22 protein-coding genes and 1 other annotated feature are annotated in these 24,636 nt (G+C 36.5%); of the genes, 1 reads left to right on the forward strand and 21 read right to left on the reverse strand.

The annotated features are described in order from the left end of the window. Positions 1-28: 28 nt before the first annotated feature. Both J5J03_RS02440 and J5J03_RS02445 read right to left on the reverse strand, forming a co-directional pair. Positions 29-922, reverse strand: coding sequence for a deoxyribonuclease IV (locus tag J5J03_RS02440; RefSeq protein WP_208585927.1), 894 nt, complete (start codon positions 920-922; stop codon positions 29-31). Positions 923-939: 17 nt separating this feature from the next. Further along, the gene (locus J5J03_RS02445; protein ID WP_208585928.1) at positions 940-2,253 is read right to left on the reverse strand and encodes a DEAD/DEAH box helicase; all 1,314 of its coding nucleotides are present in this window, start codon (positions 2,251-2,253) and stop codon (positions 940-942) included. A gap of 136 nt (positions 2,254-2,389) precedes the next feature. Here J5J03_RS02445 and J5J03_RS02450 point away from each other — a divergent pair, with 136 nt between their 5' ends. Continuing rightward, positions 2,390-3,334 carry a 4-hydroxy-3-methylbut-2-enyl diphosphate reductase gene (locus J5J03_RS02450; protein WP_208585929.1) on the forward strand — a complete coding sequence of 315 codons (945 nt, stop codon included), beginning with the start codon at positions 2,390-2,392 and terminating at the stop codon, positions 3,332-3,334. Positions 3,335-3,625: 291 nt separating this feature from the next. On the opposite strand, the gene J5J03_RS02455 is transcribed toward J5J03_RS02450, so the two are convergent. The 19 genes from J5J03_RS02455 to ltrA form a co-directional block, all read right to left on the reverse strand. Next, the gene (locus tag J5J03_RS02455) at positions 3,626-4,738 is read right to left on the reverse strand and encodes a Nif3-like dinuclear metal center hexameric protein (protein WP_208585930.1); all 1,113 of its coding nucleotides are present in this window, start codon (positions 4,736-4,738) and stop codon (positions 3,626-3,628) included. Further along, on the reverse strand, positions 4,725-5,417 hold the full coding sequence (locus J5J03_RS02460) for a tRNA (adenine(22)-N(1))-methyltransferase (RefSeq protein ID WP_208585931.1): 693 nt from the start codon (positions 5,415-5,417) through the stop codon (positions 4,725-4,727). Before J5J03_RS02460 ends, J5J03_RS02455 begins: the two co-directional genes overlap by 14 nt. 72 nt (positions 5,418-5,489) lie before the next feature. Continuing rightward, the gene (cccA, locus tag J5J03_RS02465) at positions 5,490-5,849 is read right to left on the reverse strand and encodes a cytochrome c550 (RefSeq protein ID WP_208585932.1); all 360 of its coding nucleotides are present in this window, start codon (positions 5,847-5,849) and stop codon (positions 5,490-5,492) included. 144 nt (positions 5,850-5,993) lie between these two features. Beyond that, complete coding sequence (locus tag J5J03_RS02470; protein ID WP_208585933.1) at positions 5,994-6,545, reverse strand: hypothetical protein; 552 nt, start codon at positions 6,543-6,545, stop codon at positions 5,994-5,996. 119 nt (positions 6,546-6,664) lie between these two features. After that, positions 6,665-7,780, reverse strand: a complete 1,116-nt coding sequence (rpoD, locus tag J5J03_RS02475) for an RNA polymerase sigma factor RpoD (protein WP_018931604.1) — start codon at positions 7,778-7,780, stop codon at positions 6,665-6,667. A 20-nt stretch (positions 7,781-7,800) separates the two neighbouring features. Beyond that, a complete protein-coding gene (gene dnaG / locus J5J03_RS02480; protein ID WP_208585934.1) occupies positions 7,801-9,624 on the reverse strand; it encodes a DNA primase in 1,824 nt (607 codons plus the stop codon). A 422-nt stretch (positions 9,625-10,046) separates the two neighbouring features. Continuing rightward, entirely contained in the window at positions 10,047-10,886 is an 840-nt protein-coding gene (locus J5J03_RS02485; protein WP_208585935.1) for a pyruvate, water dikinase regulatory protein, read from the reverse strand. A 16-nt stretch (positions 10,887-10,902) separates the two neighbouring features. After that, the gene (glyS, locus tag J5J03_RS02490) at positions 10,903-13,005 is read right to left on the reverse strand and encodes a glycine--tRNA ligase subunit beta (RefSeq protein ID WP_208585936.1); all 2,103 of its coding nucleotides are present in this window, start codon (positions 13,003-13,005) and stop codon (positions 10,903-10,905) included. Further along, a complete protein-coding gene (gene glyQ, locus J5J03_RS02495) occupies positions 12,992-13,888 on the reverse strand; it encodes a glycine--tRNA ligase subunit alpha (RefSeq protein ID WP_208585937.1) in 897 nt (298 codons plus the stop codon). Before glyQ ends, glyS begins: the two co-directional genes overlap by 14 nt. 470 nt (positions 13,889-14,358) lie before the next feature. Continuing rightward, positions 14,359-14,536 (reverse strand) — a binding site (T-box leader). 48 nt (positions 14,537-14,584) lie between these two features. Further along, on the reverse strand, positions 14,585-15,337 hold the full coding sequence (gene recO / locus J5J03_RS02500) for a DNA repair protein RecO (RefSeq protein ID WP_208585938.1): 753 nt from the start codon (positions 15,335-15,337) through the stop codon (positions 14,585-14,587). A gap of 24 nt (positions 15,338-15,361) precedes the next feature. Next, positions 15,362-15,502 (reverse strand): YqzL family protein, encoded by a 141-nt coding sequence (locus J5J03_RS02505; protein WP_208585939.1) that lies wholly within the window; start codon positions 15,500-15,502, stop codon positions 15,362-15,364. Between the two features lie 153 nt (positions 15,503-15,655). Then, the gene (era, locus tag J5J03_RS02510) at positions 15,656-16,561 is read right to left on the reverse strand and encodes a GTPase Era (RefSeq protein WP_208585940.1); all 906 of its coding nucleotides are present in this window, start codon (positions 16,559-16,561) and stop codon (positions 15,656-15,658) included. Positions 16,562-16,733: 172 nt separating this feature from the next. Further along, complete coding sequence (locus J5J03_RS02515) at positions 16,734-17,105, reverse strand: diacylglycerol kinase family protein (RefSeq protein ID WP_208585941.1); 372 nt, start codon at positions 17,103-17,105, stop codon at positions 16,734-16,736. After that, positions 17,077-17,547, reverse strand: coding sequence for an rRNA maturation RNase YbeY (gene ybeY / locus J5J03_RS02520; protein ID WP_208585942.1), 471 nt, complete (start codon positions 17,545-17,547; stop codon positions 17,077-17,079). The genes J5J03_RS02515 and ybeY overlap by 29 nt, the downstream gene beginning before the upstream one ends. Positions 17,548-17,549: 2 nt before the next feature. Continuing rightward, complete coding sequence (locus tag J5J03_RS02525) at positions 17,550-19,691, reverse strand: HD family phosphohydrolase (protein ID WP_208585943.1); 2,142 nt, start codon at positions 19,689-19,691, stop codon at positions 17,550-17,552. A gap of 136 nt (positions 19,692-19,827) precedes the next feature. Then, the gene (locus J5J03_RS02530) at positions 19,828-20,781 is read right to left on the reverse strand and encodes a PhoH family protein (RefSeq protein ID WP_208585944.1); all 954 of its coding nucleotides are present in this window, start codon (positions 20,779-20,781) and stop codon (positions 19,828-19,830) included. A 2-nt stretch (positions 20,782-20,783) separates the two neighbouring features. Next, a complete protein-coding gene (gene yqfD / locus J5J03_RS02535; RefSeq protein WP_208585945.1) occupies positions 20,784-21,986 on the reverse strand; it encodes a sporulation protein YqfD in 1,203 nt (400 codons plus the stop codon). A 25-nt stretch (positions 21,987-22,011) separates the two neighbouring features. Further along, positions 22,012-22,293 (reverse strand): sporulation protein YqfC, encoded by a 282-nt coding sequence (gene yqfC / locus J5J03_RS02540; protein WP_208585946.1) that lies wholly within the window; start codon positions 22,291-22,293, stop codon positions 22,012-22,014. A 533-nt stretch (positions 22,294-22,826) separates the two neighbouring features. After that, entirely contained in the window at positions 22,827-24,086 is a 1,260-nt protein-coding gene (ltrA, locus tag J5J03_RS02545; RefSeq protein ID WP_208585947.1) for a group II intron reverse transcriptase/maturase, read from the reverse strand. Between the last annotated feature and the right edge of the window lie 550 nt (positions 24,087-24,636).

The following is a 24,636-nucleotide window of genomic DNA, read 5'->3' on the forward strand; positions in this document are numbered from 1 at the left end:
CTTAAAGGCAGGATATTCCATTATGTTATTACTGATTCACAATATGTTCTTTTAAATCTGTTACAAAAGAACCATTTTTCAACATTTCAATCTCAAATTTATATGGGGGCTTTTTATTTTTTTTATCTTCTCCAACATAAGGAGTTTCCAAAATTTTCGGCAATTCTGTTAATTGATCATGATGGACAATGTTATGAATCGTCTCAAATCCAATGTGTCCAAATCCAATATTTTCATGTCGGTCTTTTCCTGCGCCTTGGACATTTTTACTGTCGTTAATATGGACAACTTTTAATCGATCAAGACCGATTATTTTGTCAAACTCATTTAAAACACCATCGAAATCATCTACAATTGGGTATCCAGCATCATGAATATGACAAGTATCCATACAGACTGAAAGTTGTTCATTGTGTGTTACACCATCGATAATTTTAGCTAGTTCATCAAAACTTCGACCAATTTCTGATCCTTTACCAGCCATTGTTTCCAACGCAATTTGGACATCTTGTTTGGGATCTAGTACTTCATTTAATCCTTCAATAATTTTTGCTATTCCTGTATCAACACCTTCGCCAACATGTGCACCAGGATGTAGCACAATTTGTTTAGCACCGATTGCTTCAGTACGATCAATCTCACTCTTTAAAAACGATACACCAAGTTCAAAAGTTTCTTTCTTTTTTACATTTCCAATATTGATAATATATGGGGCATGGACGACAACATCCACAATACCATTGTCTTCCATATGTTGACGACCTGCTTCAATATTTAATTCTTCTATCGGTTTTCTTCTAGTATTTTGTGGGGCCCCTGTATAAATCATAAAAGCTGTTGACCCATATGACACTGCTTCTTCACTTGACCCTAATAGCATTTTTTTTCCACTCATTGATACGTGCGATCCAATTTTTAACATAATTCCTCTCACCTTCTCTATTTTTTCTTATATTGATTTCTTTCTATTTTCTTTTTTACTCTTTGCTGTTGCTTTTTCATTTTTTTCTTATAACCTGGCTTCACTTTTTTCGGTTTCCTTATTTGTTGCCATGCCTTTTTTTCAATCTCTGATTCCCCTCGTTCACGCTTTTGCCTAATATTCCAGGCTTTAGCTTCACGCCACTCACCTTTTACTACATCATAAAACGTAAAAGTTAATCCTTTTTTTTCTAGTTTCTTAATAAGTACAATATCTTCTTCATGGTAAAGGCTAATTGCTGTACCTTCCATGCCTGCACGAGCTGTTCTACCCACACGATGCAAATAAAATGATTCTTCTTTTGGTAATTCTGCATTAATCACATGACTGACACCCTTAATATCGATACCACGTGCAGCCAGATCAGTTGCGACAATATATTGATACTTCAACTGCTGAATTTCTTTAAGTACTCTTTTTCGTTCCCGTTGATTAAGACCACCATGTATCAGTCCAACCTCTAACCCTTTAGCCTGTAATTGATCCCCTAATTGATTAGCATTATCCTTACCATTGGTGAAAATAATAGCTAAATATGGTTGAATGACCTTAGAAATATCAAAAATGACATCAGCTTGTTCACGGTGTCTAAGGTCAATTAACCGATGCTCCAACCTCTCAGGAGCTAAGCGGTCATCAATGTCGACATAAAGGGGTGCATGTAAGTATTTCTTGAGAAATGGCTGTAATTTCTCTGGAATCGTAGCTGAGAACACCATCACTTGAATATTAGGATCTGCATTAGTGAGAATCCGGTCAATTTCTTCAATAAGACCTAATTCCAACATTAAATCTGTTTCATCGATCACAAATGAACGCGCGGAATAAATATCTAATACACCTTCTTGTATTAAATCTAAAATACGCCCTGGTGTACCTACAACGATATGTGGAGGTTGCTTCATTTTTTCCACCATTCTTTTTTTATCAGTTCCACCGATAATTAACTTTGCACGCCAATCAGCCTCATTTCCAGAAAACTGCATAATTTTCTTCACTTCATCATATATTTGGCTAGCAAGTTCTCTTGTTGGTGCAGTTAAAACAACCTGGGTTTCGAATTGATTTGTGTCGATTTTATTCAATAATGGGATTAAAAAGGCATGAGTTTTCCCTGATCCAGTTTCTGATTGTCCAATAATGTCTTTTCCTTTTAAAGCCTCTGGAATGACCTTGGCTTGAATTGCAGTGGGCTCATAAAATCCTAGCTTGCCAATCACTTCATTCATCCAATCATTCAACGCATATTGTTTAAATAGATGCTTTTCCATGTTATTCTCCTTCTAGTTAACAAATATCTTTGTCAATTGTAGCAAATACCTTTATAATATAAGTATTGGACAAATTCAAGTCCGCTATTAAACATTTTACTTGATCTCTAGTAGAAAGTACAGAGGGGGAACCAGAATGGAAGTAATTAAGATTGCTCCTAGAGGGTATTGCTATGGAGTTGTCGATGCAATGGTAATTGCTCAAAATGCAGTAAAGGATCCCAATCTACCTCGCCCTATTTATATACTTGGTATGATTGTTCATAATTCGCACGTAACCAATGCCTTCCAAGAACAAGGTGTTTACACATTAGATGGAAAAAATCGTGAAGAGCTGTTAGAGGAAATTGAAGATGGGACAGTTATTTTCACAGCTCACGGTGTATCGCCGGAAGTGAAGAAACGTGCAGAAGAAAAAGGATTGACTGTTCTTGATGCAACATGTCCGGATGTTACAAGAACACATGATTTGATTCGTGAGAAAGTTAAAAACAATTACGAAATTGTCTACATTGGTAAGAAAGGCCATCCAGAACCTGAGGGTGCAGTAGGTGTCGCACCGGAACATGTTCATTTAATACAAAATCAAGAAGATGTTGAAAACTTAAATATTGATGCTGAAAAAATCTTAGTAACCAATCAAACTACAATGAGTCAGTGGGATGTTCATGATGTGATGCTCAAAGTACAGGAGAAATACCCGCAAACTGAGATGGAACAAGAAATCTGTATGGCAACCCAGGTTCGCCAAGAAGCGGTAGCGGAACAAGCAAAAGATGCTGATTTAACTTTAGTTGTTGGAGATCCACGCAGTAATAACTCCAACCGCTTAGCACAAGTTTCCATTGAGAAAGCTGGTACTCAAGCACATCGAATCGCTGATGTATCTGAGATTCAATATGAATGGTTAGAAGGTGTGTCAAAAGTTGCCGTCACTGCTGGTGCATCAACACCGACACCAATTGCAAAAGAAGTTATCAAATTCATCGAATTATATGACCCCAATAATCCCGAAACATGGGATCGTACGTCAAAAGTAAAGAAAGATAAAATTTTACCAAAAGTAAAAGCCAAAAAATAAGAAGCAGACACCTTTCCGGTGCCTGCTTCTTATGTACATAAACTGTGTAAAGCTGGGTTTAGTGCGGACATTTGTTCCGTTATTTGTAACAAAAGTGGTCTATTTAAGGTGATCGCGGACATCTATTCCGCTATTCATCGAAAATAGTACTAATATAAGCCAAAATGAACGAAATAAGGGATTCAATGTCCGCTTACATCGAAAAACGGGTGATTTTCAGTCAAATAACGCACTAAATGTCCGCTCAAAAAGTAGTTATCTCCTATGGATCAAACGAAATTAACTTTTTACTTATTGGTAACGAAATGGATCGGTTGATAAGGTTGAGACCTCTACTTCGATTTTTTCTGGTAATGCATCAAGGTTTGCTAAAAAATAATCTTTTACCGCTTCTTTCATTACTTCCTCTACATGGTGACCCGGATCAATCAAGCAAAGCCCCGCTTCCTCTGCATCTTGCGCTTCATGAAAGGTTATATCGCCAGTTACATATAGATCGGCACCAGCTTTACGTGCTACATCGATATACGCTTTACCACTGCCACCAAGTACAGCAATCTTCTTAATCAATTGATCTTGATCGCCAACATAACGTAATGCTGGGATATTTAAATTGCGTTTTACTACTTCTACATATTCTGATAATTTCATCGGATGAGCCAGCTTACCGATCCTGCCTAACCCCTCTTGATTACCTTTATTAGCAAGTGGTACTAGGTCATAGGCCATCTCTTCATATGGATGTGCTTTCTCCGCTGCTTGCAAGACAGATGACAACTGGGACTTTTTTATAATGGTTTCTACTTTATACTCATCTACTTCTTCTATTTTCCCTTGTGTACCAAGGAAAGGATTAGTCCCTTCTAATGGTTTAAAAGCACCTGTTCCAAAAGCCCTGAAGGTACAATGACTGTAATTACCAATGTGCCCTGCTCCAGCATCTCCTATTTTCTCGACCACAACATTCAAGTGTGATTGTGGAACATAGACAATAAATTTCAACAACTGTTCTTCTATGGTTGGTACTAAAGCCTTTGTATTGATTAGCTCTAACCTTTGTGCTAACAGGTCATTTACACCTCCACTGACTACATCCAGATTGGTATGGGCTGCATAGACGGTGATATTGTGCTGAATTAACTTTTTCACCACTCTGCCTTTAGGATCTTGAAAATCAATATGCTTTAAACCTTTGAATAGAAGCGGATGATGCGCAATAATAAAGTCGACATTTTTCTCGATCGCTTCATCTACGACAGCATCTGTCACATCTAACGTGATCATAATTTTATTCACTTTTTGGTCCTTTGCTCCTACTTGTAAGCCAACATTATCCCAAGACTCTGCATAATGCGTAGGAACCCATTTCTCGAATAAACGGATTACATCTTTAACGGTTGACATCTTCTATTACCTCCTCAATCCATTCCATCTCTGTTTCAAGCTTCTTTATTTTGTCAACTGGCAAGTTTGTAGCTTGTTTCATTTGATTGACTAGCTTGATACGTTTTTCTTTCTCATTACGCCATTTGTTAAAAAAAACTTCACTTTTTTCTTGTAAAAGATATGGACCAAATAATAGTTCTTTCTCGGAAAATTGTGAGGGGGTATTTTGATAATCACTAACTATGATCTCATAAATATATCCATCCTCTGAAATAATCTCTTCTGCGACAATCTGATAATGATGATCGATTAACCACTTACGAACAATTTGAGCGTCTATATTAGGTTGTAGAATTAATCGGGAGACACCAGATAATTTTGCCTTACCTTCCTCCAATATGGTTCGAATTAGTTTCCCTCCCATACCAGCAATGGTAATTTGATTCACTTCTTTTTCTTTAATCACATCCAAGCCATTCCCTTTTCGTACTTCAATTCGGTCAGCTAGTCCATATTCTCCAACGGTTTGCTTTGCCCTTTCAAACGGACCTTGGTTAACTTCCCCGGCAATGGCTGTTGCATGTTCGTGCCGTGAACATACATAGCATGGTAGATAAGCATGGTCAGAACCAATATCAGCAAAATGAACCGGCTTGTGCAAGTAATCGGCTAATTTTTCTAGTCTTTTGGATAGCATGTTTTTAGTCCCTTCTTAACTATATTGAAAGATGAAAAAAGCCTTCTGTCGACACAGAAAGCTTTTGCAAATTTATTCTTGCCCCTCAGAGAGCCATTCCGCCAATACTGCAGCTTCTTCGTTCGTTACTAAACCACCTGGCATATTACCATTCTCGGAACCGTTGATAATCATACTTTCAATTTCCTCAACACTTAATCTCTCATGAACATCATTAAGCGATGGACCACTTCCACCTTCTAAGTCACCACCGTGACATCCAATACAGCTTTGAATTAGTGCTTCTGGATCAGCTTCTGTTGTTTCACCTTCACCATCTCCACCAGTTGCAATTCTTTCTTGTTCGTTGAGACCAAATACGGATAAAATGATCATCGCTAAAATCCCAAGAACAGCAATAAGTGCAAAAGGTATAATTGGATTTTTCTTCATCGTTTTTTCCTCCTTCAATGACACGTCAAGTTGGGTTTTACGTACCAACAAATTTTTCTACTATGTATAAATGGAAAACCATCTTTATTTTACTTCAAAAAGGACAAATAGAAAAGTGATACTCATTAAAATTCATGAAAATGTCTAAAAATAATAGAAACCAAGCATAATGATTAGAATAATTAAAATAAAAACACCTGCCACTTGCATAAAAAATTGTTTTTTAAACTTTCCATATGTAATCCAGGATATACTATTAATAAAAATCCATAAATAGGTTATCCACCATTTCTTTATATAATCATTCATCCATAACACGGTAACAAATAAAAATACTACAAAAAATATCATGATAGCATAAGAATCTTGCAATCCGCTATGCCGTGAAAAGATTTTAATCATTGCGAACGCTATACAGAGTGTGAGAACGATACCAATTATCTGTACCAATCGATTATCTGTAAACTGAAAAATAAAAAACGGCAATAATATGAGTAAGGTGTCCATAAAATAAAATAGCAAATAATAGGGTGTATGTTTCGTTTCTTGCTTTTTCTCTGATAGCCCTTCACCTTCCGTATAAAGAGCTAGCAAGAAATCACAATACTGATTTGGTAACAGTTGATGAGTTTTCCAATAATTAATTTCATTAATTATTGTTTGCTTACGTTCTTCTTCCATTAATACCATCTCCAAGTCTGAACCACTTTAACCATTATATCGGATAATTAGGTGAAACATTGATAGTCTAAGCAAATATTTAAAAATGAACTATCTTCTAAAAAAGAAGATAGTTCATTAATCACCATAAAGATTTATTCCAAGAAATCTTTTAATCGTTTGCTACGACTTGGATGACGTAATTTTCGTAGTGCCTTTGCTTCAATTTGACGAATTCTTTCACGAGTAACGCCAAATACTTTACCGACCTCTTCTAATGTTCTTGTTCTGCCATCATCTAAACCAAAACGCAATCGAAGCACATTCTCTTCACGATCTGTTAGTGTATCTAAGACATCTTCTAATTGTTCTTTTAATAACTCATATGCTGCATGATCAGACGGTGATGTAGCTTCTTGGTCCTCAATAAAGTCTCCAAGGTGTGAGTCATCTTCTTCACCAATCGGTGTTTCCAATGATACAGGCTCTTGAGCAATCTTTAAAATTTCTCTTACCTTGTCAGGTGTTAAATCCATATCCTTCGCAATTTCTTCTGGCGTTGGTTCTCTTCCCAGATCTTGTAGTAATTGACGTTGAACACGAATCAGTTTATTGATTGTTTCTACCATATGAACTGGAATTCTGATCGTTCTTGCCTGGTCAGCAATTGCTCTTGTAATGGCTTGTCGAATCCACCAGGTTGCATAGGTACTGAACTTAAACCCTTTACGGAAATCGAATTTTTCTACTGCTTTTATAAGACCCATATTACCTTCTTGAATAAGGTCTAGAAATAGCATACCGCGCCCTACATAACGTTTGGCGATACTAACAACTAAACGAAGGTTTGCTTCAGCTAATCTCTTTTTAGCGTACTCATCACCTTCTTCAATTTTCTTAGCAAGATCAATTTCTTCCGAAGCAGATAATAAATCAACTCGGCCAATTTCCTTTAAATACATACGAACTGGGTCGTTAATTTTAATTCCTAACGGTACACTTAAGTCATTTAGATCAAATTCTTCCTCTTTTGACAGCTGCTGCATGGTAGGATCTTCATCTGAATCTCCTATCACTTCAACACCTTGTTCATTCAGGTACTCATAAAATTCATCCATTTGGTCAGATTCTAAGTCAAAATTTGATAACCTTTCTGCTACTTCCTCATATGCTAATACACCACGTTTTTTACCTAATTCCAATAATTGGTCTTTGGCCTGCTCAACTGTTAATTCAGCTTCTTTTGAACGTGACGGCTTGTTTTCTGCCATGAGTGCCCCTCCTTCCAAAACTAACTCCAATTTTTCGATTGTTGTTTTATCTTTATAATCTCCATTGCTACTTTAGCTGCTTCTTTTGGATCTGTTTTCTCTAACTGTTTCATTTGTTGTTGTAGTTGTTTCATTTGTTCACTGTCTGTCTGTTCTGATTGAATAAGATGAATATAATCTTGCAGCTCCTTCTCTGATATTTCCCAAGAATAATCCATCATCGATAACTCAACAACTGTTTGTTGAAGATTTGCATCATCCAGATATGTTAAAAAATGACTGGGATCAGGTGGATTCCCTTCTTCATAATATCCGTACAAATGGGTTACAATAATTTGATGTTGCTCTAAATTGAACTTAGATCCAATCGTTTCTTTGACTTTTTCTGCAATGTGAGTATTTTGTAACATAAATGCGATTAACCGACGTTCTGCATTTTGATATGCTGGTGGCAAAACATTTAACTGTTTTGGTGTATATTTCTGTTGATTTCCACCATTAGTATTACCAAACCTTACTCGGTTATCATCATTTTTTTTGATATTTCGCATTTGAGACATTAATTCTTGTGTCAAAGCATCGTAAGCGAGATTAAATTCTTCTGCTAATTCTCGTATATAATGATCTCGTTCGATAGAACTATCTAACTGTGCAATTTCCCCTATTACTCTTTCTACATATTGCAGTCGATCTCCTTCAAGTTTTAAATTAAAATTCTTTTTTAAATACTTCATAAGGAAGACCATTTCAGTATCTGCTGTTTCAATCACTTGTTTTCGAAAATTGTCGCTGCCATACTCTTGTATATATTGATCTGGATCATAATTATAAGGTAATGCTGCCACTTTTATGTTACAACCCACTTTTTTCAATAACTGAATAGCTTTATACGTAGCATTTTGGCCGGCATCATCGCCGTCATAACAAATGAGAACTGTATCAACATACCTTCTTAAAAGACTGGCATGTGATTCGGTTAAAGAAGTTCCTAATGATGCAACCCCATTTGTAACACTTGCTTGATGAGCTGCAATTACGTCTGCAGAGCCTTCAAAAAGTATGACTTCTCCTTTTTTCCGAATTTCACTTCTTGCCAGATCAAAGTTGTAGAGTAATTTACTTTTCTTAAACAATGATGATTCGGGACTATTCAAATATTTGGGTTCCTGATCTGAAATGGTTCTTCCTACAAATCCAACTGTTTTACCTAAATGATTACGAATTGGAAAAATAACTCTTGCTTGAAATCGATCATAATAGTTTCCTTCATTTCCAGCTGTTAATAATCCTGCATTTGCCATTACTTGTTTGTGGAAACCTTTTTTCTCTAAAAATTGTGCAATAAAATCTTTTGATATTGGCGAAAAACCAATTTGAAACTGATCGATTGCCTCATCTGAAAAACCTCTATCATATAGATATTCCAATGCCTTTTTTCCATCTTTCGAATGACGTAATAAATGATGGTAAAGCTTAACCAACCACTGGTAAGCGTCTAAAATGGTCTGTTCTTCATTATTTACCCTTTCTGTTGCCGGTTCTTTCAATTCAGGAATTGACTGACCAGATTTTTCAGCTAAATATTGAATAGCCTGTTGAAAAGTATATCCTTCCATTTCCATAATAAATGTAATGACATTGCCACCTTTGCCACAACCAAAACAATGATAAATTTGCTTATCTTGATTAACGGAAAAAGAAGGTGTGTTTTCAGAGTGAAAAGGGCAAAGTCCAAAATAGTTGCGACCTTGTTTCTTTAATTGAACATATTCTCCTACAATATCAACAACGTCATTCGCATGACGAAGTGATTCAATCGTTTCATCTGACACTTGATGGGCCATTATTTATCACCATTTCTCACAACTACTCAATATAAGGTTCGACAATTTTCTCATCCTCGGTATAAACAACAGCTATTACTGTGTAAACAGTACAGCCTCTTGTTAACATAATACCTCCAACTTAATTGTTATAAACACCATAAAAGAATATTTAATATTATCCATATGATAACAACTAGTTGAATAATGTCGAAATAACAAAAAGTTCTTATGGATACATTATTCTACACAAAACCGCAAATTCCTGCTTAATTCTAAGTTTTTTTTGAAAAATGTTTTTCTTTCATACATAACAAGAAGTGAAATGTCTAACAAAAGCTTATTATATTAGTAAGTAATGTACATTTTATTGATAATATAAACATTTTCACAAAATATAATTATAATATATAATTAATATATTTTCCAACATCTTAACTTATTTATTCATTTGCCTTGTTATCATGTATGTCCCAATAAGGTTGATTAATCATATTTAGTATAATATTAGCTGTTTCTTCGACAGCTTTACTCGACACATCAATCACTGGACAACCCAATTGCTGAATGATCTTATCAAAGTAATCTAATTCAGATTCGATTCGGTGCAAATTTGCATATGCAGCTTGATCATCCAGTCCAAGACTTTTCAGCCGTTCCTTCCTAATCCCATTTAACTTTTCAGGACTAATTCTTAGCCCAATACATTTATGGGTAGGAATGTTAAATAAGGAAGAAGGAGGTTCTACTTCTGGGACAATTGGGACATTCGCAACCTTTAATTGCTTGTGTGCTAAATATTGGGATAAAGGTGTCTTGGATGTTCGAGAAACTCCAATTAATACAATGTCTGCTTGTTCTACTCCTCTTGGATCTCTTCCATCATCATAGCGAACTGCAAATTCAATAGCTTCCACTCTACTAAAATAATCTTCATCTAGCTTATGAATAAGTCCTGGCTCTTGTTTGGGTTTCTTTTGAAATTTTCTTTCCATTGCCTGGAGCATAGGACCCATTATATCGACACATTCGACATTTTTATTAGCGGATTCCTGGATTAAAAACTCTCTGAACTTTGGGTTGACCAACGTGAATCCAATCATTGCCCCCAACTGTTTTGCGTGGTATACAGCACCACGCAAAACTTCGATATTTTCTACATAGGGGATGCGGTATAAATCATAGTCATTTTCACTCATAAATTGACTGAGTGCTGCTTTTGTTACTAATTCTGCTGTTTCACCCACTGAATCAGAAACAACATAAATGATTGCTTTTTCCATGAACGTGATGTCCTCCTCAGTCCGTCTGAATCTGCGTCTGTTTCCATTGGACTTTGGTTAAATCTGCAAATCGATTAATTTCATCGGCAATTACTTTCAATAAAGCTAGACGATTATGACGAATCTGTTCATCATCTGCCATTACCATTGTATTATCGAAGAATTGATGGATTGGCTCAACTAATGGTGTTAATTGGTCTAGTGCTTCTTTGGCATCTTTTTTCACCATTGCATTACGATAGTGATCTTTTATATTTAAAAATGTTTGATACAACTGGTTTTCCTCATCTTTTTCAAAAAGTGTAGAGTCAACAGTTACTTCTTCCTCCGCTTTCATTGCTAAATTGATTACACGGACAAAAGCTTCTTGTTTGTCTTTAAAATCAACGTCTGTGCGCTTTTCTTTCAACAATTGTGCTTTTTCTAGTAATAACGAGAAATCTGACAGCTCATTGACAAGTACTGCCTCTATAATATCAGCTTCAATGTCTGCTTCTTTCATAATATATGCAGCACGTTGTTTGAAAAATGATTCTAATTGTGTTAATACGTGAGATTTTTCTGTTGTTGATATATTTTTGGCATCAAATAACGTAAATACCTTTTCGATTAATTGATTAATATTAACATCCCAGCAATTATGTTGGTTAATCTGTAAAATACCTAGCGCTTGTCTTCTTAAAGCATAAGGATCTTGCGAACCGCTTGGTATCAAGCCTACCGAAAAACATCCAACAATAGTATCGATTTTGTCTGCAATACTTACAACAGACCCAACCACACTAGAGGGCAATTCATCATGGGCATTTCTCGGCATATAATGCTCCTCAATTGCTTGTGCAACTGCGTCATCTTCACCAAAAATAGTTGCATATTTTCTTCCCATTATACCCTGTAGTTCAGTGAATTCATTAACCATATTGGTTACTAGATCAAATTTGCTTATCTCCGCAGCTCTTTCAATTTGCTTCTTTTGCTGCTCAGATAAATCTAATTCAGCTGCAATAATTTCGCTTATTTCTGTTACGCGTTTCACTTTGTCAGCAATTGTACCAAGGCTTTCTTGGAACACCATACGATCTAATTGTTTTAAGTTACTATCTATCGATTGTTTTTGATCCTCTTCATAGAAAAACTGTGCATCCTGTAATCTTGCCCGTAGCACTTTCTCATTACCTCTTGACACTGTATCAATGTGGTCATTTGTACCATTACGCACGCCAATAAAATACGGCAATAACTGATTATCTTTAGTTTGTACAGGGAAGTAACGTTGATGCTCTTTCATAGAGGTAATTAGCACTTCTTTGGGTATATGCAAAAACTCTTCACTAAAATGGCCAAAAAATACCGTAGGATACTCTACTAAATGCGTTACTTCTGTTAGTAAATCATTATCAACAGGAATATACCACCCTTTTTTTTGTTCCAGTTGTTTAATACCTTCAACAATCATTTTTTGCCGTTTCGTTGTTTCCGCAATCACATATTGCTTACTTAATAGTTGTGAATAAGTAGATGGTGTTTTTATTGCTATTTTTTCACCTAAAAAGCGATGGCCGAAGCTGACATTACTAGTCTGTACACCAGCAATCTCAAATGGGATAACATTTTCATCTTGTAGGGCTACAAGCCACTTTATTGGTCGTATATAGCGCAAGCTTTGGTCAGCCCAACGCATGTTTTTAGGGAAATTTAAGCTGAGAATAATCTCTTTAAAATCCGGTAACAACTCTTCTTGTGTTTTTCCTTTTAAAAATTTGTTTACAAAAACATATTTTGTTCCGTTAATTTCCTTTACATACAGATCGTCTACAGACTTTCCTTGACCTTTAGAGAAGCCGATCGCAGCTTTAGTCCAATTTCCTTCATCATCCCGTGCGATTTTCAAAGCAGGTCCTTTTGCTTCTTCCTCTTGATCGGCTTGTTTGTAGTCTAAGCCTTCAATTAATACTGCAAACCTCCTTGGAGTTATATATGTGGTTAGGTTTTGATAAGCTAATCGAATATTTTTAAGCCATTTGATCGTTTTATCCTTTAATTGCTTTTCCGTATCAGTCATAAAACGAGCTGGCATTTCTTCTAAACCAACTTCAAACAAAACATTAGTTGTTTTCATGACGATTTTCTTCTCCTTTCAACATCGGGAATCCAAGTCTTTCTCTTTCTGCTACATATAACTTAGCGATCTCTCTTGCTAAATTACGAACGCGTCCGATATACCCTGTACGTTCTGTTACAGAAATAACACCTTTAGCATCTAATAAATTAAAGGTATGAGAACATTTTAGTACATAATCGTATGCTGGAAAGACCAATTTTTTTTCCATTGCTCGCTTTGCTTCCTGTTCATATGTGGTGAACAATTCAAAAAGCATATCTGTATCAGATTCTTCAAATGTATACTTTGAATGTTCATACTCTGGCTGATAAAAGATATCTCCAACTGTAACTCCTTTTGTCCATTCTAAGTCAAACACATTCTCTTTATCTTGAATGTAGGAAGCTAATCTTTCGATGCCATAGGTGATTTCAACGGCTACCGGTTTCGCTTCCAGTCCACCAATTTGTTGAAAGTAAGTGAATTGTGTTATTTCCATACCATCTAACCAAACTTCCCACCCTAGTCCAGCTGCACCTAATGTTGGGTTTTCCCAGTTATCTTCAACAAAACGAATATCATGATGCTTAGGGTCAATACCTAACTTTTCTAATGATTCCAAATATAATTCTTGAATATTGTCTGGAGATGGTTTCATAATCACTTGGAATTGATGGTGTTGATATAATCTGTTTGGGTTTTGTCCATAGCGACCATCTGCAGGTCTTCGTGATGGCTCTACATATGCTACGTTCCATGGTTCCGGACCAAGACTACGTAAAAGAGTCATAGGCGACATGGTTCCGGCTCCTTTTTCAATGTCATATGCTTGCATTAAGATACAGTTTTGATCTGACCAATGCTTTTGTAAGGTTAATATCATCTCTTGAATATTCTTCATCAGTACATCCTCCTACGTATAGACCGTTTGATAAAATTGATAACAATTTTATTAAGAAAACTTTAGATACATACTGCGAACTAGTGAAAATACTAGTTGTTCGAACGGTCACTTACGAATTAATTTTGTCATTTATCGTAATGATAACCGCCACTCCGGCTGCCCACTTCCCCTTCCGTGGGGTGAGTTGAAGTGGGCGGCCTTCGCTAAGATTTGCTCAACAACGCTAGTATGACGACGCATCGTATTCCTGTACACGAATAGTTTTTTCCATTGAGCCATCTTACAAAAAGTTTTTTCGTTTTCCAGACAAAGAACCCGCAAGCAATCGTTCTTTGCTTTCCACTCAGCCATATTTAGAATGGATGAGTACAATTCCATGTCCAGTTATTTCGCAGTTTATGTATTATGTTGTTATAAATGAGAGAGAAATAGAAAAACCCGTCCCTATGCCTTATCGATCGATAAAGCATAGGGACGGGTTTGCCCGCGGTTCCACCCTATTTGTCATCTGAAAATTATAAAGACGACCACTTTCATAAAAGTTGCTCCAGAGCGCCTTCCTAATTTTGTACTTGTTCAGCTTCCACCACCCTGAACTCGCTTAAAAGACAATGAATCAGTACTACTCTCTTTCTTCGCAATCCGCTATTCATTTCATTTTTACATCATACGCAAGATTACACCAATTGTCAATTATAATTTATCATTTAACTGGTTCATCTGTTTCAAAAATCTTTTGGACTTCAAATAATACCCACCATGTTCTTCATAATACTGATCCATGATTTTTTGAAGAATTATTTTGTTTTCCGGTTTTACTGAAATATTCCCGATCTGTTCGACCTCTACCCAGGCGAATAAAGCCATTAGTTTTGCTACTTTTTCTGGAATAGAGATAGCATTCTCATCTATTCGCAAACAATTTCTGCATAATAACCCGCCATTCGATATAGAAAATGCTTTTAAGTCATGTGGATTTCCGCATGAAACACACTTTGTCACAACAGGCGCAAATCCCGCTTCTTTATACATTTTCCACTCATAAATCATGGTTAATATCTCTGGATCCTTATCTTCATTTATTCGTTCAACCGTATGTAATAATTGCTGGTAGATAAAAGGGTTATATTTCTTTGTATCGATTAGTTTATCGGTTAATTCTGCCAAATAGCTTGTATAAGCTGTTTTAAATATATCTTCCCTTATTTTACGAAAGGAAGTTATCACTTCGCCTTGCTGAATAGTAGCGAGACTTGATCCAGGCTGAATAAGGTATGATCCATGAATAAATGGCTGCGTAATAGCAGCCATTCTACTTTTTGTTTTTTTCGCGCCTCTTGCTATGGCACCAACTTTTCCTAATGTTGGTGTTAATATGGTCACAATTTTATGTGTTTCCCCATAATCCTGGGTTTTCAAAATGAAGCCTTCAACTTTTTCAAACACAAGCTTCACCTTTCCCTTTCACTCTTAAAAATGAGTATCCTTTAACAACGAATCGTCAATTTCTTCCTCTTCTTCCTCAAAATCATCCGATTCAACTTGTTTCATCCATAAGTACGCTTCAATATTGCCTGTTTGACTAAATATTTTCCATGGTACATCGATCACAATAAACCTCACCTTTCCTTTTGGTAATCTTTCATTGTGTTCAATATTAGATTTTCCTGAAATCTTCATTCAATTAGTTAAAATATTTACCATGTATCAAACTGCAAACAACAACTTATCAAATATTTACAGCTGGGGTATTGCATCTTCTTTTTAATATTCATCCTGATTAAAACCAAATTCACTTAACTGATGTGGTTTATTTCTCCAATTTTCTTGCACTTTCACCCATAACTCTAAATATACTTTCGAACCTAACAATCGTTCAATATCCTGTCTAGCTCGTTTCCCAATTTCTTTTAACATTTGCCCTTGTTTACCAATAATAATACCTTTTTGTGATTTTCTTTCAATCACAATGGTTGCTTGTACTAAGACTTTTTCACCTTCACTACGGTTATCAATACCGTCAATAACTACCGCAACGGAGTGTGGTACTTCTTCTCTCGTTAACTGTAATACCTTCTCTCGTATCAATTCGCTAATAATAAATCGTTCCGGATGGTCGGTAATTTGATCCTCTGGATAGTATTGAGGACCTTCCGGAAGGTGTTCTGTAAAGACATCCATTAAATGATTGACATTATTCCCTTCAAGAGCTGATATAGGAATAATTTCTTTAAACGGATACTTGTCCTTATATTGATCTATAAGTGGCAACAGTTGATCTGGATGAACAAGATCAATTTTATTGATGACTAAAAAAACCGGTTTTTTGATCGAATCTAAACGATCCATAATATATTGATCACCCATACCGTAGCCTTCATCCGCATTAATCATAAACATAATTGCATCTACTTCATTTAAAGTATTCTCTGCTATTTTCACCATAAAATCACCTAATTTATGCTTGGGCTTATGGATTCCAGGAGTATCAATAAATACGATTTGTTTCTGCTCATCAGTGTATACACCTTGAATTTTATTTCTGGTAGTTTGCGCTTTATCGCTCATAATAGCAATTTTTTGACCAATGACACGATTCATAAAGGTCGATTTTCCTACATTTGGTCTACCAATAATGGCTACAAATCCTGATTTGAAATTGTTATGCATAACTTTTCCTCCGCTTTACATCCTGTTGCTTATCTATAACATAATAATACTATATCTTCTCTGAGATTTCATACTTTCGACAAAACTAGTGGTAAAGTTTAAAAATATGTGCTCCTATAATATTATTCAAGGTACTAATCGTCCGTAACCCTCTCACTGATCAAAGATCAATTTATGACAAAATCTTTGGTGCAAAAATGAGAATAGCAATGATTATTGCCACAACAGCAGTCACTAAGACTGCACCTGCAGAAATGTCCTTAGCAACCCCTATCTGTGGTCGATGCGCAGGCTCCAAATAATCTAAAGCTCTTTCCAGAGCAGTATTCATCATTTCCATACTTATAACTGCACCAATCGTCAGAAACAAAATGGCCCATTCTGTCACGGAAATAGAATAGAGAACTCCTGCCATTACAACAATAATTGCTGCAATAAAATGAATCAAAATATTCCGTTCTGACAAAATGGCAATTTTTAGACCGTTCAATGCATACCGTAAACCAAAATGAAACTTATTTTTCCCGCGATAATCCGAACCCATTTAATATCTCCTCTTGTCTGGAAAACATTTTCCTTTCATCCTCTTCATTCATATGGTCATAGCCAAGCAAATGTAAAAAACCATGTAAAGCTAAAAAACCTAGTTCTCTAGAAAAAGAATGATTGTATTCCAAAGCTTGTTCACTTGCTTTATCAACCGAAATGATAATGTCTCCTAATGCAACTGGGATATCAGCTCCTATAATCCTAATCTCTTGATCAACTTCATCTTCAAGAGCAAAAGATAAGACATCTGTGGGTTTATCCAGTTTGCGATATTGTTTATTTAGCTGTTGAATTTCATCATTATTAACAAACGAGATGGACAACTCTGAATCTGCTGCAATGTTTTCCTGTTTTGCAGCATAGGAAAGTAATTGATCAATTAAATCCAGATGGTCCTGTGACACATTTTCTGTTTCGTCATGAAAATCTATTTCCATATCTATTTCGCCTCCTTCATGCTGGAATCCTTCGGGTACTGTATTCGAGAGTGGTAGATACCTTTTAATGTCTCACAAATCACTAATTTCATTTGTTCTAATTCCTTAAATGTTAATGTACTATCATTTAACTGACCATCTAATAATCGATCTTCAAAAATAGATGATACAACTTTTTCGATCTCTTCCCGAGTGGGATTAGCCAATGATCTTGCAGCTGCTTCTATGGAATCACAGATCGAAACAACGGCAGCTTCTTTCGTCTTTGGTTTCGGACCTTCGTATCGAAAATCCTCTTCATTGACTTTATCATGGCGCTCTTTCGCTTTGTAGTAAAAATACTTCAACAAAGTCGTGCCATGATGCTGCATGGCAATGTCAATAATCTCGTTAGGTAACTTTTCTTTTTTCAGTAACTTTGCACTATCCACTGGATGTTGCAGAATAATTTCTGCACTCTGATAAGGATCAAGATAATCATGGGGGTTTTTCATTCCCATCTGATTTTCTATAAAATAATGAGGCCTGAATGTTTTGCCAAGATCATGATAATAGGCTGCAACACGAGCTAGCAAACCATTTGCTCCAATTGCTTCACAGGAAGCCTCACTTAAATTAGCTACCATAATACTATGATGATAGGTTCCAGGAGCTTCAATTAACAACTTACGTAATAACGGTTGATTAGGGCTCGATAAAGCTAAAAGCTTTGTATCGGATAAAATCCGTAATCCTGTCTCAAAGAAAGGCAACATCCCCATCGTTAGTACCGTAGCTAAAATAGCAGACAGAAATCCATATCCACTTAAAGATAAATAATCCAACCACGAATATTTTTCGAATGATAAGAATAAAAATAAACAGATTGTTCCCATATTAATGACGGACGTAGCTAATCCACTTTTAATAATCGATCCTCTATCTTTTATTACTGACAAGGAGAAGATACTAGCTAACTGAGAGAACATAATAAAAATTCCAGCTTCCATATTTAACAATCCTGGGATATCTGCATTAAAAATGACACTACCAATCACACCATAAAATAACGACATAACAATAGCAATTCGTTCGTTAACTAAGATTTTTAATAACATTGATACCGTAGCAACAGGAGTAACTAAGTATAATGGATTAACAGATGTTGTATAAAAACTCACTACTTTCATCAGTAACACAATAAATATACTTAAGACACTAACGGCCAATAATTTACGAAAATGAAAATCAGACCTGTTCATATGGTGGCTTAATTCAAAGAACAAAAATAAGCCAATTATTACAACTAATAGAAATAAGCCAACCATTGGATAAAAATTCCGTTCTTCATTTAAAAGCCCAGTAACCTCAAGCTCTTCGTATAGTTCATTCGTGATTAATTGCCCTTCTTCAACAATTACTTCTCCTGCCCGTATCATCACAGGTTCAACACCATTTCTTGCTTGTTGTTGAGCTTCATTAGTTTGGTCAGCAGAAAAAAAGGAATTAGGTTGTATACTAAAGGCAATAAGTGGCCGTAGATCATCCACAAAAGAAGCATCCAACGTTGAATAAGTCAATTTTTGCTGTGCTGTCTGAATGGCTTGATCAACTTCTTCGACTTTAATGCCATTATAATACGCATCATATAATGCCGTTGTAATCAATTCTTTCGCTAACACTCTTTCCTCATTTGTCGCTTGGAATAACGCTCTAAACGTAGCTCTGTCAACTTCAAGAAGTAATTCATCGTGAACTATATTTTCGAGATAAGAGATCTTTTTTGAAACCGAGTCAAGCGTTTCTTCCTCTGAATCTAATTCGATATTTCCTGTTTCGATCTTGTCGATCGCTTCGAAAATCTCATTTATATATGTAATTTGTTCTTCGGTCACTTCTTCCGAAATCTCGAAATGATCCTCCACGGATTGGACTACTTCTCTAATCCTCCGTTCGGTCTCTTTGGTATTCTCGATCGTAATAGGGGAACGAATAGTTTCATTAGCTGTAGAGAATTTTTCTATATCATACGTTTCGGTATGAACATTTTGGTAAGTTACGACAAAAAAGATGCTTGCGATAACAATGCATGCTGTAACTAATTGAATTTTATTATATTGAAAAAAAGAAACGACTTTTTGTTTTAACCACCAAAATTTTTTCATTTCGATTCCCCCATCTCTTGGGCTCTCCATTATTAAATCATTTCAGGAAAGGGATGCCTAAAAAGTCTTGCACCTAATTTTCAGGCAATTTCTACCCATAAGACCCTCATCACCAATTGATGGAAGTCCCACCTTCTTACTTATCATATGCTTCAATAATTTTTTGTACTATTGGATGTCGTACTACATCAGATTGCGATAAATAAACAATACCGATACCTTTCATATTGGCTAGTTTTTCTTTTGCCTCCGTTAAACCTGATTGAACCCCATGAGGCAAATCAATTTGAGTGACATCACCAGTAATAACCATTTTAGATCCAAAACCTAAACGGGTTAAAAACATCTTCATTTGTGCATTGGTAGTATTTTGAGCTTCATCTAAAATAACAAAAGCATCGTCTAATGTTCTACCACGCATGTAAGCAAGAGGGGCAATTTCAATTGTTCCTCTCTCGATTAAACGCATCGTATGTTCTGTACCCAATACATCATGTAATGCATCATATAAAGGTCGTAAATAAGGATCGACCTTCTCTTTTAAGTCTCCTGGTAAGAAACCTAAGCTTTCCCCAGCCTCTACAGCTGGTCTAGTTAAAATAATTCGTTTTACTTTGCCATTTTTTAGTGCGTGGATAGCCATTACAACTGCCAAGTATGTTTTACCAGTACCTGCTGGGCCAATCCCGAATACAAGATCATTTTGTTTCATCGTCTGCAAATAATGGCGTTGCCCTAAAGTTTTGACACGAATGGACTTGCCTTTTGCATTTTTTGTAATTTCATCTTCAAATAACGTTTCTAATTGATTAATTTTTCCTCGTTTTGCAAGGTCTACAGCATAAATAACATCTCGCTCTGTGATTGTTATTCCTTTTCTAATAATAGCCAACAGTCCATTTAAAACTTCTTGAATAACTTTTACATCTGTATTACTCCCAGAAACACTGATTTGCTCACCGCGAGAAGTAATCGATACTTGCAATTGTTCTTCTAATTGCTTTAAGTGTCGATCTTCTGTACCGAAAAGGGTTAATGCTTCATTAGGATTTTCTAATTGTAAATCAATCATCTTTAGATCTTCTGACATAATCAATCTCCTTGAGTAATTGGTTGTTTCTTTGCAATATTTTCTAGTACAGTATAATACAAGGTTAATTTTACTTTACCACTCTCTACACTTTCGTGCAAAACTTTTTCATCCGTAATTTCTGCATCATGTGGAATTTCTCTCATTAACTGTCTTTTACCCTGTTCTAATGCTATTTTCTTCGCTTTTTCCTCACTTAGTTGTTCCTCTTTTAACTCCGCTTCATATATAGTTTGGTTTATATAACTGATCGGGAGTTTCCATTTCAAAAAATAAAAGTTTTTTTCTTCCACATCGACTTGATAATGTTTATATTCAGGATTGTCAAAATTCCAGATCGGAATTAAATATTTGGAAGCATGTAAATAATGTTTCTGTTCCGATTTCCCATTGAGAACATGATACTGGTTGTCCAAAGGTACGGTTACTTCACTTTTATACCATACTTTGGCAATCACCTCACCTTCTGCTGCCACAGGATTTCGTTCTTCTTCATCATCTTCCTCCGATTCATTTAGATATGCGGAGACTAAAATATCTCCTGGATAGACTACATCATTGATTCTTACGAGAGGTTGTCCTCTTGAAATAAATAAATCTTCAATAACTCCTTCTTTTGTGGCTACTAGGTGTCCTGCTGTTTCCTCTTCTTCTTTTTCAACTATTGTTTTTTCCACACCTTCTAGATGAAAAGCCGATCCATTCTTTTTAACACCTATCCATAATAATTCTGGAACATCCGTTAATAACTGTTTTTGAATAGAAGCGGGTGATCCTACATTCCACTGAAAGTTGCCCTCTTCCACCCCGTATTCTTCTAGTTGTTGGATGACTTTGGTTTCAATTTCTTCATCCAAACCACTTACATCGATTCGCCAAACGATATTAGACAAGAAAAAAATAACCGCTGTGGCAACAAAGAAGCCAATTAGTAGTGGTTTTTGAAAAGTTAAGTGACGAAGAAAAAAAGGTAGTCCATTTTTTCCTTTAAAGTATACTTTGTAGATAGTTTTTCTTTTTACAATCCTTAGTTTAGGCAAATCAGATAATTTTATTTTTCCCAATGCGGATGTTTCACCCATTTTTTTGATATCCCAGGACGGAATATCATATTTTGCACACAAATCGAAAAAACGCTCTGGATACTGACCTTTAATTTCAATAGTGATATATCCTGATAACCAATTTTTGCGTTTGAAAAACATAAGCCCTTCCCTCCGAATTCAGACTTTACGATTGTTCAAAGGTAACATCTTTTATATCACCTTCTAATAAAATGTCTTTATCTATCATTGTTTTCAGTACAAAACCTTTTCCTTTTATTCGAACATGTCCTCGATGAACTTTTAAAAGCAATTCGGTAGAAGTAAAGATGATAAGGCCTTGATGATTTTCTATGTACGCATGAATGGATCCGACCATTGTAATCCGTGGCAATTCTAACGTTACTTCAGAAGGCAAATCGAATGTACGTGTAAAGGCAGTCATAAATTTTTCTTTTATCTTTTTCACTGTGCATATGCCTCCCCTCAACTACATTCTATGAAAATATACAAATTTAAGAACAGTTATACACAACTGATGAAAGACAAATAAGAAAAACTGAGCAAAATTCGCTCAGCCCTTATGATTAAAAAGCTAAAGGTTTACCATTTCTCAAGCATCCATTTTGAAATATTTGAACAGCCTTACCACCACTCCGGCTACCCACTTTCCTTTCCGTGGGGGTTTGCCCTTCAGCTAACTTTTTCGAGCCAAAACCGCTCGAAAAAGTGGATCTTCAGGTCAAACAGTTTCCACAGGAGTGAAAGTGGACGGCCTTCGCTTTATACATGTACTACAACATTTGTCAGATTAGGTCTTGTAAGGAAAGTATATAACCATTGATATCACATCCTTTATAAGCAAGTATGATAGGAAAAGGTGATTGGCGAGTTCAAATACAAGAAATTTCATAATTCCCTATAAATCGAGATAGGGGGAGGTGACTAACCTCCGACCCTCTCACATCACCAAACATACGGTTCCGTATTTGGCGATTTCATTCAAGTCATACGTGAAAATTGATAACGAATAAACAAACTTTCTAGTCCTTGGCTTCCCCAATATCGGTTGCCGAGGGTTCTGTGTAAAATGGGGCTGTTCGCAATCCGCCAATAGGCTTTCCTTGTGTTGGCCCATTCCCACGCTTTCTCCTTCTTCACACCGAACCTTTGTAATTCTCGATACCTTGTCTTGACCAACTTCCATTCTTTCCATCGAATCATGCGGAGTCTACGTTGGATCCAACTATCTATCTGTTTCAGAACACTTGGTGCCTCGGTCAATTGGTAATATCCTATCCAACCGATTAAGTACCGATTTAATCGTTCGATTCTGGTCTCCATACTGATGTTTTCTTTCCTTGATGTTAAGGAACGGATTCGATCTTTGAGCCTCTTAATACTCTCTTTTGGTATGCGAACCTTTGGTCTCTTCTTGTGACTGGTGAAGGAGAATCCTAGAAATTTTCGTCTCCATGGACGATCAATCGCACTCTTTTGTTGATTCACTTTCAGCTTTAGTTTTCCTTCCAGGAATTCCGTCATGTTTTGTCTGACTCTCTGTCCTGCTCTTTTGGAACGAACGTAGATTTGACAATCATCCGCATAACGGACGAAGTGCAGTCCTCTGCGCTCCAATTCTTTGTCCCATTCATCTAAGACAATATTAGAGAGTAAAGGACTTAACGGGCCACCTTGTGGTGTTCCTTCTGTGTTCGACTGAACAAGTCCTTGCTCCATGACTCCTGCTTGTAGATAGCGACGGATTAATGTCAGCACTCTTGGATCGTTAATCCGTTTGCTCAGGGTGCGCATTAAACGATCATGATGTACTTTATCAAAGAATTTCTCTAGATCCATATCTACTACCCAACGACAGCCTTCTTGTATATACCCTCTTGCTTTCCTCACCGCGTCATGACCTCGCCTTTGGGGACGAAATCCATAACTATGGTCCGAAAACTGCGGGTCATATACTTTGGTCAACACTTGTGCGATCGCTTGTTGTAGAAAGCGATCTGTCACGGTTGGAATCCCTAGCTTCCTCTTTCCACCGTCTGGTTTCGGGATTTCGACTCGACGGACCGGTTGAGGTTGATAGGTTCCTGTTTCCAATTGTTGCTTGAGGATTGTCCAGTTCTCTTTCAAATGCACTCGTAGGTTTTGTACGGGCATTTGGTCGATTCCGTGGCTTCCTTTATTCTTTTCTACACGCCATATAGCTTGTAGTAGATTCTCTCGTGACAGTATTTGTTTTAACATTCGTTCTCTCTCCTACGTACATGATCGTTCTCTTTATGTGGTATGTGTTCTCCACCCTTCTCATGTCCCCCACGGGATTCACCGTTTCCTCCATGAGGAAGGAACTTGTGTTTCTGCTTCATCAAACCATACGTATCCCAAGTGATCATGTTCCTTTCCTGATTCCGCCCTTCCCTGTTCCTCTAGAAGAAACAGGTACTATGGCTTCTGCTGACTTCTGATAGTTCAGTGAATGTTCACACATCCGGTTACGGTAAGTGTACCGCTTTGCTATCAGACCTCCCGGGGTAAGCATCTACACTTCCTCCCCATATCCTTGCTTCATTTACTACCTATACCCTTCGGCAGTATGGACTTTGATGTGTTTGGCAGTCTCATCCAAGTATAAATAGCCTTCTATGAAGTTCGTGTTCCTCAAGGCGGGAATTTGCCTCCGACTTCCTTCAGATTCTAGGTCGCCCTAGACACCCTTGTCCTTGGCTAACTGGTACTACTGCCTTCCCAGTTCGGGACTTGAACCCTAGAGTTTAGATGCATGCCCGGCACACCA

The organism is Gracilibacillus suaedae (assembly GCF_017599345.1).
Lineage (GTDB): Bacteria > Bacillota > Bacilli > Bacillales > Amphibacillaceae > Gracilibacillus > Gracilibacillus suaedae.

What these genes read in the sequence shown, in the direction of transcription:
- J5J03_RS02455 (WP_208585930.1), bottom strand. Translation starts at nt 4,738, where the DNA reads ATGTCAACCGTTAAAGATGTAATCCGTTTATTCGAGAAATGGGTTCCT.
- ybeY (WP_208585942.1), bottom strand. Translation starts at nt 17,547, where the DNA reads ATGGAAATAGATTTTCATGACGAAACAGAAAATGTGTCACAGGACCAT.
- era (WP_208585940.1), bottom strand. Translation starts at nt 16,561, where the DNA reads ATGCATAACAATTTCAAATCAGGATTTGTAGCCATTATTGGTAGACCA.
- J5J03_RS02530 (WP_208585944.1), bottom strand. Translation starts at nt 20,781, where the DNA reads ATGTCAGAAGATCTAAAGATGATTGATTTACAATTAGAAAATCCTAAT.
- J5J03_RS02445 (WP_208585928.1), bottom strand. Translation starts at nt 2,253, where the DNA reads ATGGAAAAGCATCTATTTAAACAATATGCGTTGAATGATTGGATGAAT.
- cccA (WP_208585932.1), bottom strand. Translation starts at nt 5,849, where the DNA reads ATGAAGAAAAATCCAATTATACCTTTTGCACTTATTGCTGTTCTTGGG.
- yqfD (WP_208585945.1), bottom strand. Translation starts at nt 21,986, where the DNA reads ATGTTTTTCAAACGCAAAAATTGGTTATCAGGATATATCACTATTGAA.
- J5J03_RS02450 (WP_208585929.1), top strand. Translation starts at nt 2,390, where the DNA reads ATGGAAGTAATTAAGATTGCTCCTAGAGGGTATTGCTATGGAGTTGTC.
- J5J03_RS02485 (WP_208585935.1), bottom strand. Translation starts at nt 10,886, where the DNA reads ATGGAAAAAGCAATCATTTATGTTGTTTCTGATTCAGTGGGTGAAACA.
- rpoD (WP_018931604.1), bottom strand. Translation starts at nt 7,780, where the DNA reads ATGGCAGAAAACAAGCCGTCACGTTCAAAAGAAGCTGAATTAACAGTT.
- ltrA (WP_208585947.1), bottom strand. Translation starts at nt 24,086, where the DNA reads ATGTTAAAACAAATACTGTCACGAGAGAATCTACTACAAGCTATATGG.
- J5J03_RS02460 (WP_208585931.1), bottom strand. Translation starts at nt 5,417, where the DNA reads ATGCTATCCAAAAGACTAGAAAAATTAGCCGATTACTTGCACAAGCCG.
- glyS (WP_208585936.1), bottom strand. Translation starts at nt 13,005, where the DNA reads ATGAAAACAACTAATGTTTTGTTTGAAGTTGGTTTAGAAGAAATGCCA.
- glyQ (WP_208585937.1), bottom strand. Translation starts at nt 13,888, where the DNA reads ATGAAGAATATTCAAGAGATGATATTAACCTTACAAAAGCATTGGTCA.
- J5J03_RS02440 (WP_208585927.1), bottom strand. Translation starts at nt 922, where the DNA reads ATGTTAAAAATTGGATCGCACGTATCAATGAGTGGAAAAAAAATGCTA.
- J5J03_RS02525 (WP_208585943.1), bottom strand. Translation starts at nt 19,691, where the DNA reads ATGAAAAAATTTTGGTGGTTAAAACAAAAAGTCGTTTCTTTTTTTCAA.
- J5J03_RS02515 (WP_208585941.1), bottom strand. Translation starts at nt 17,105, where the DNA reads ATGGGTTCGGATTATCGCGGGAAAAATAAGTTTCATTTTGGTTTACGG.
- dnaG (WP_208585934.1), bottom strand. Translation starts at nt 9,624, where the DNA reads ATGGCCCATCAAGTGTCAGATGAAACGATTGAATCACTTCGTCATGCG.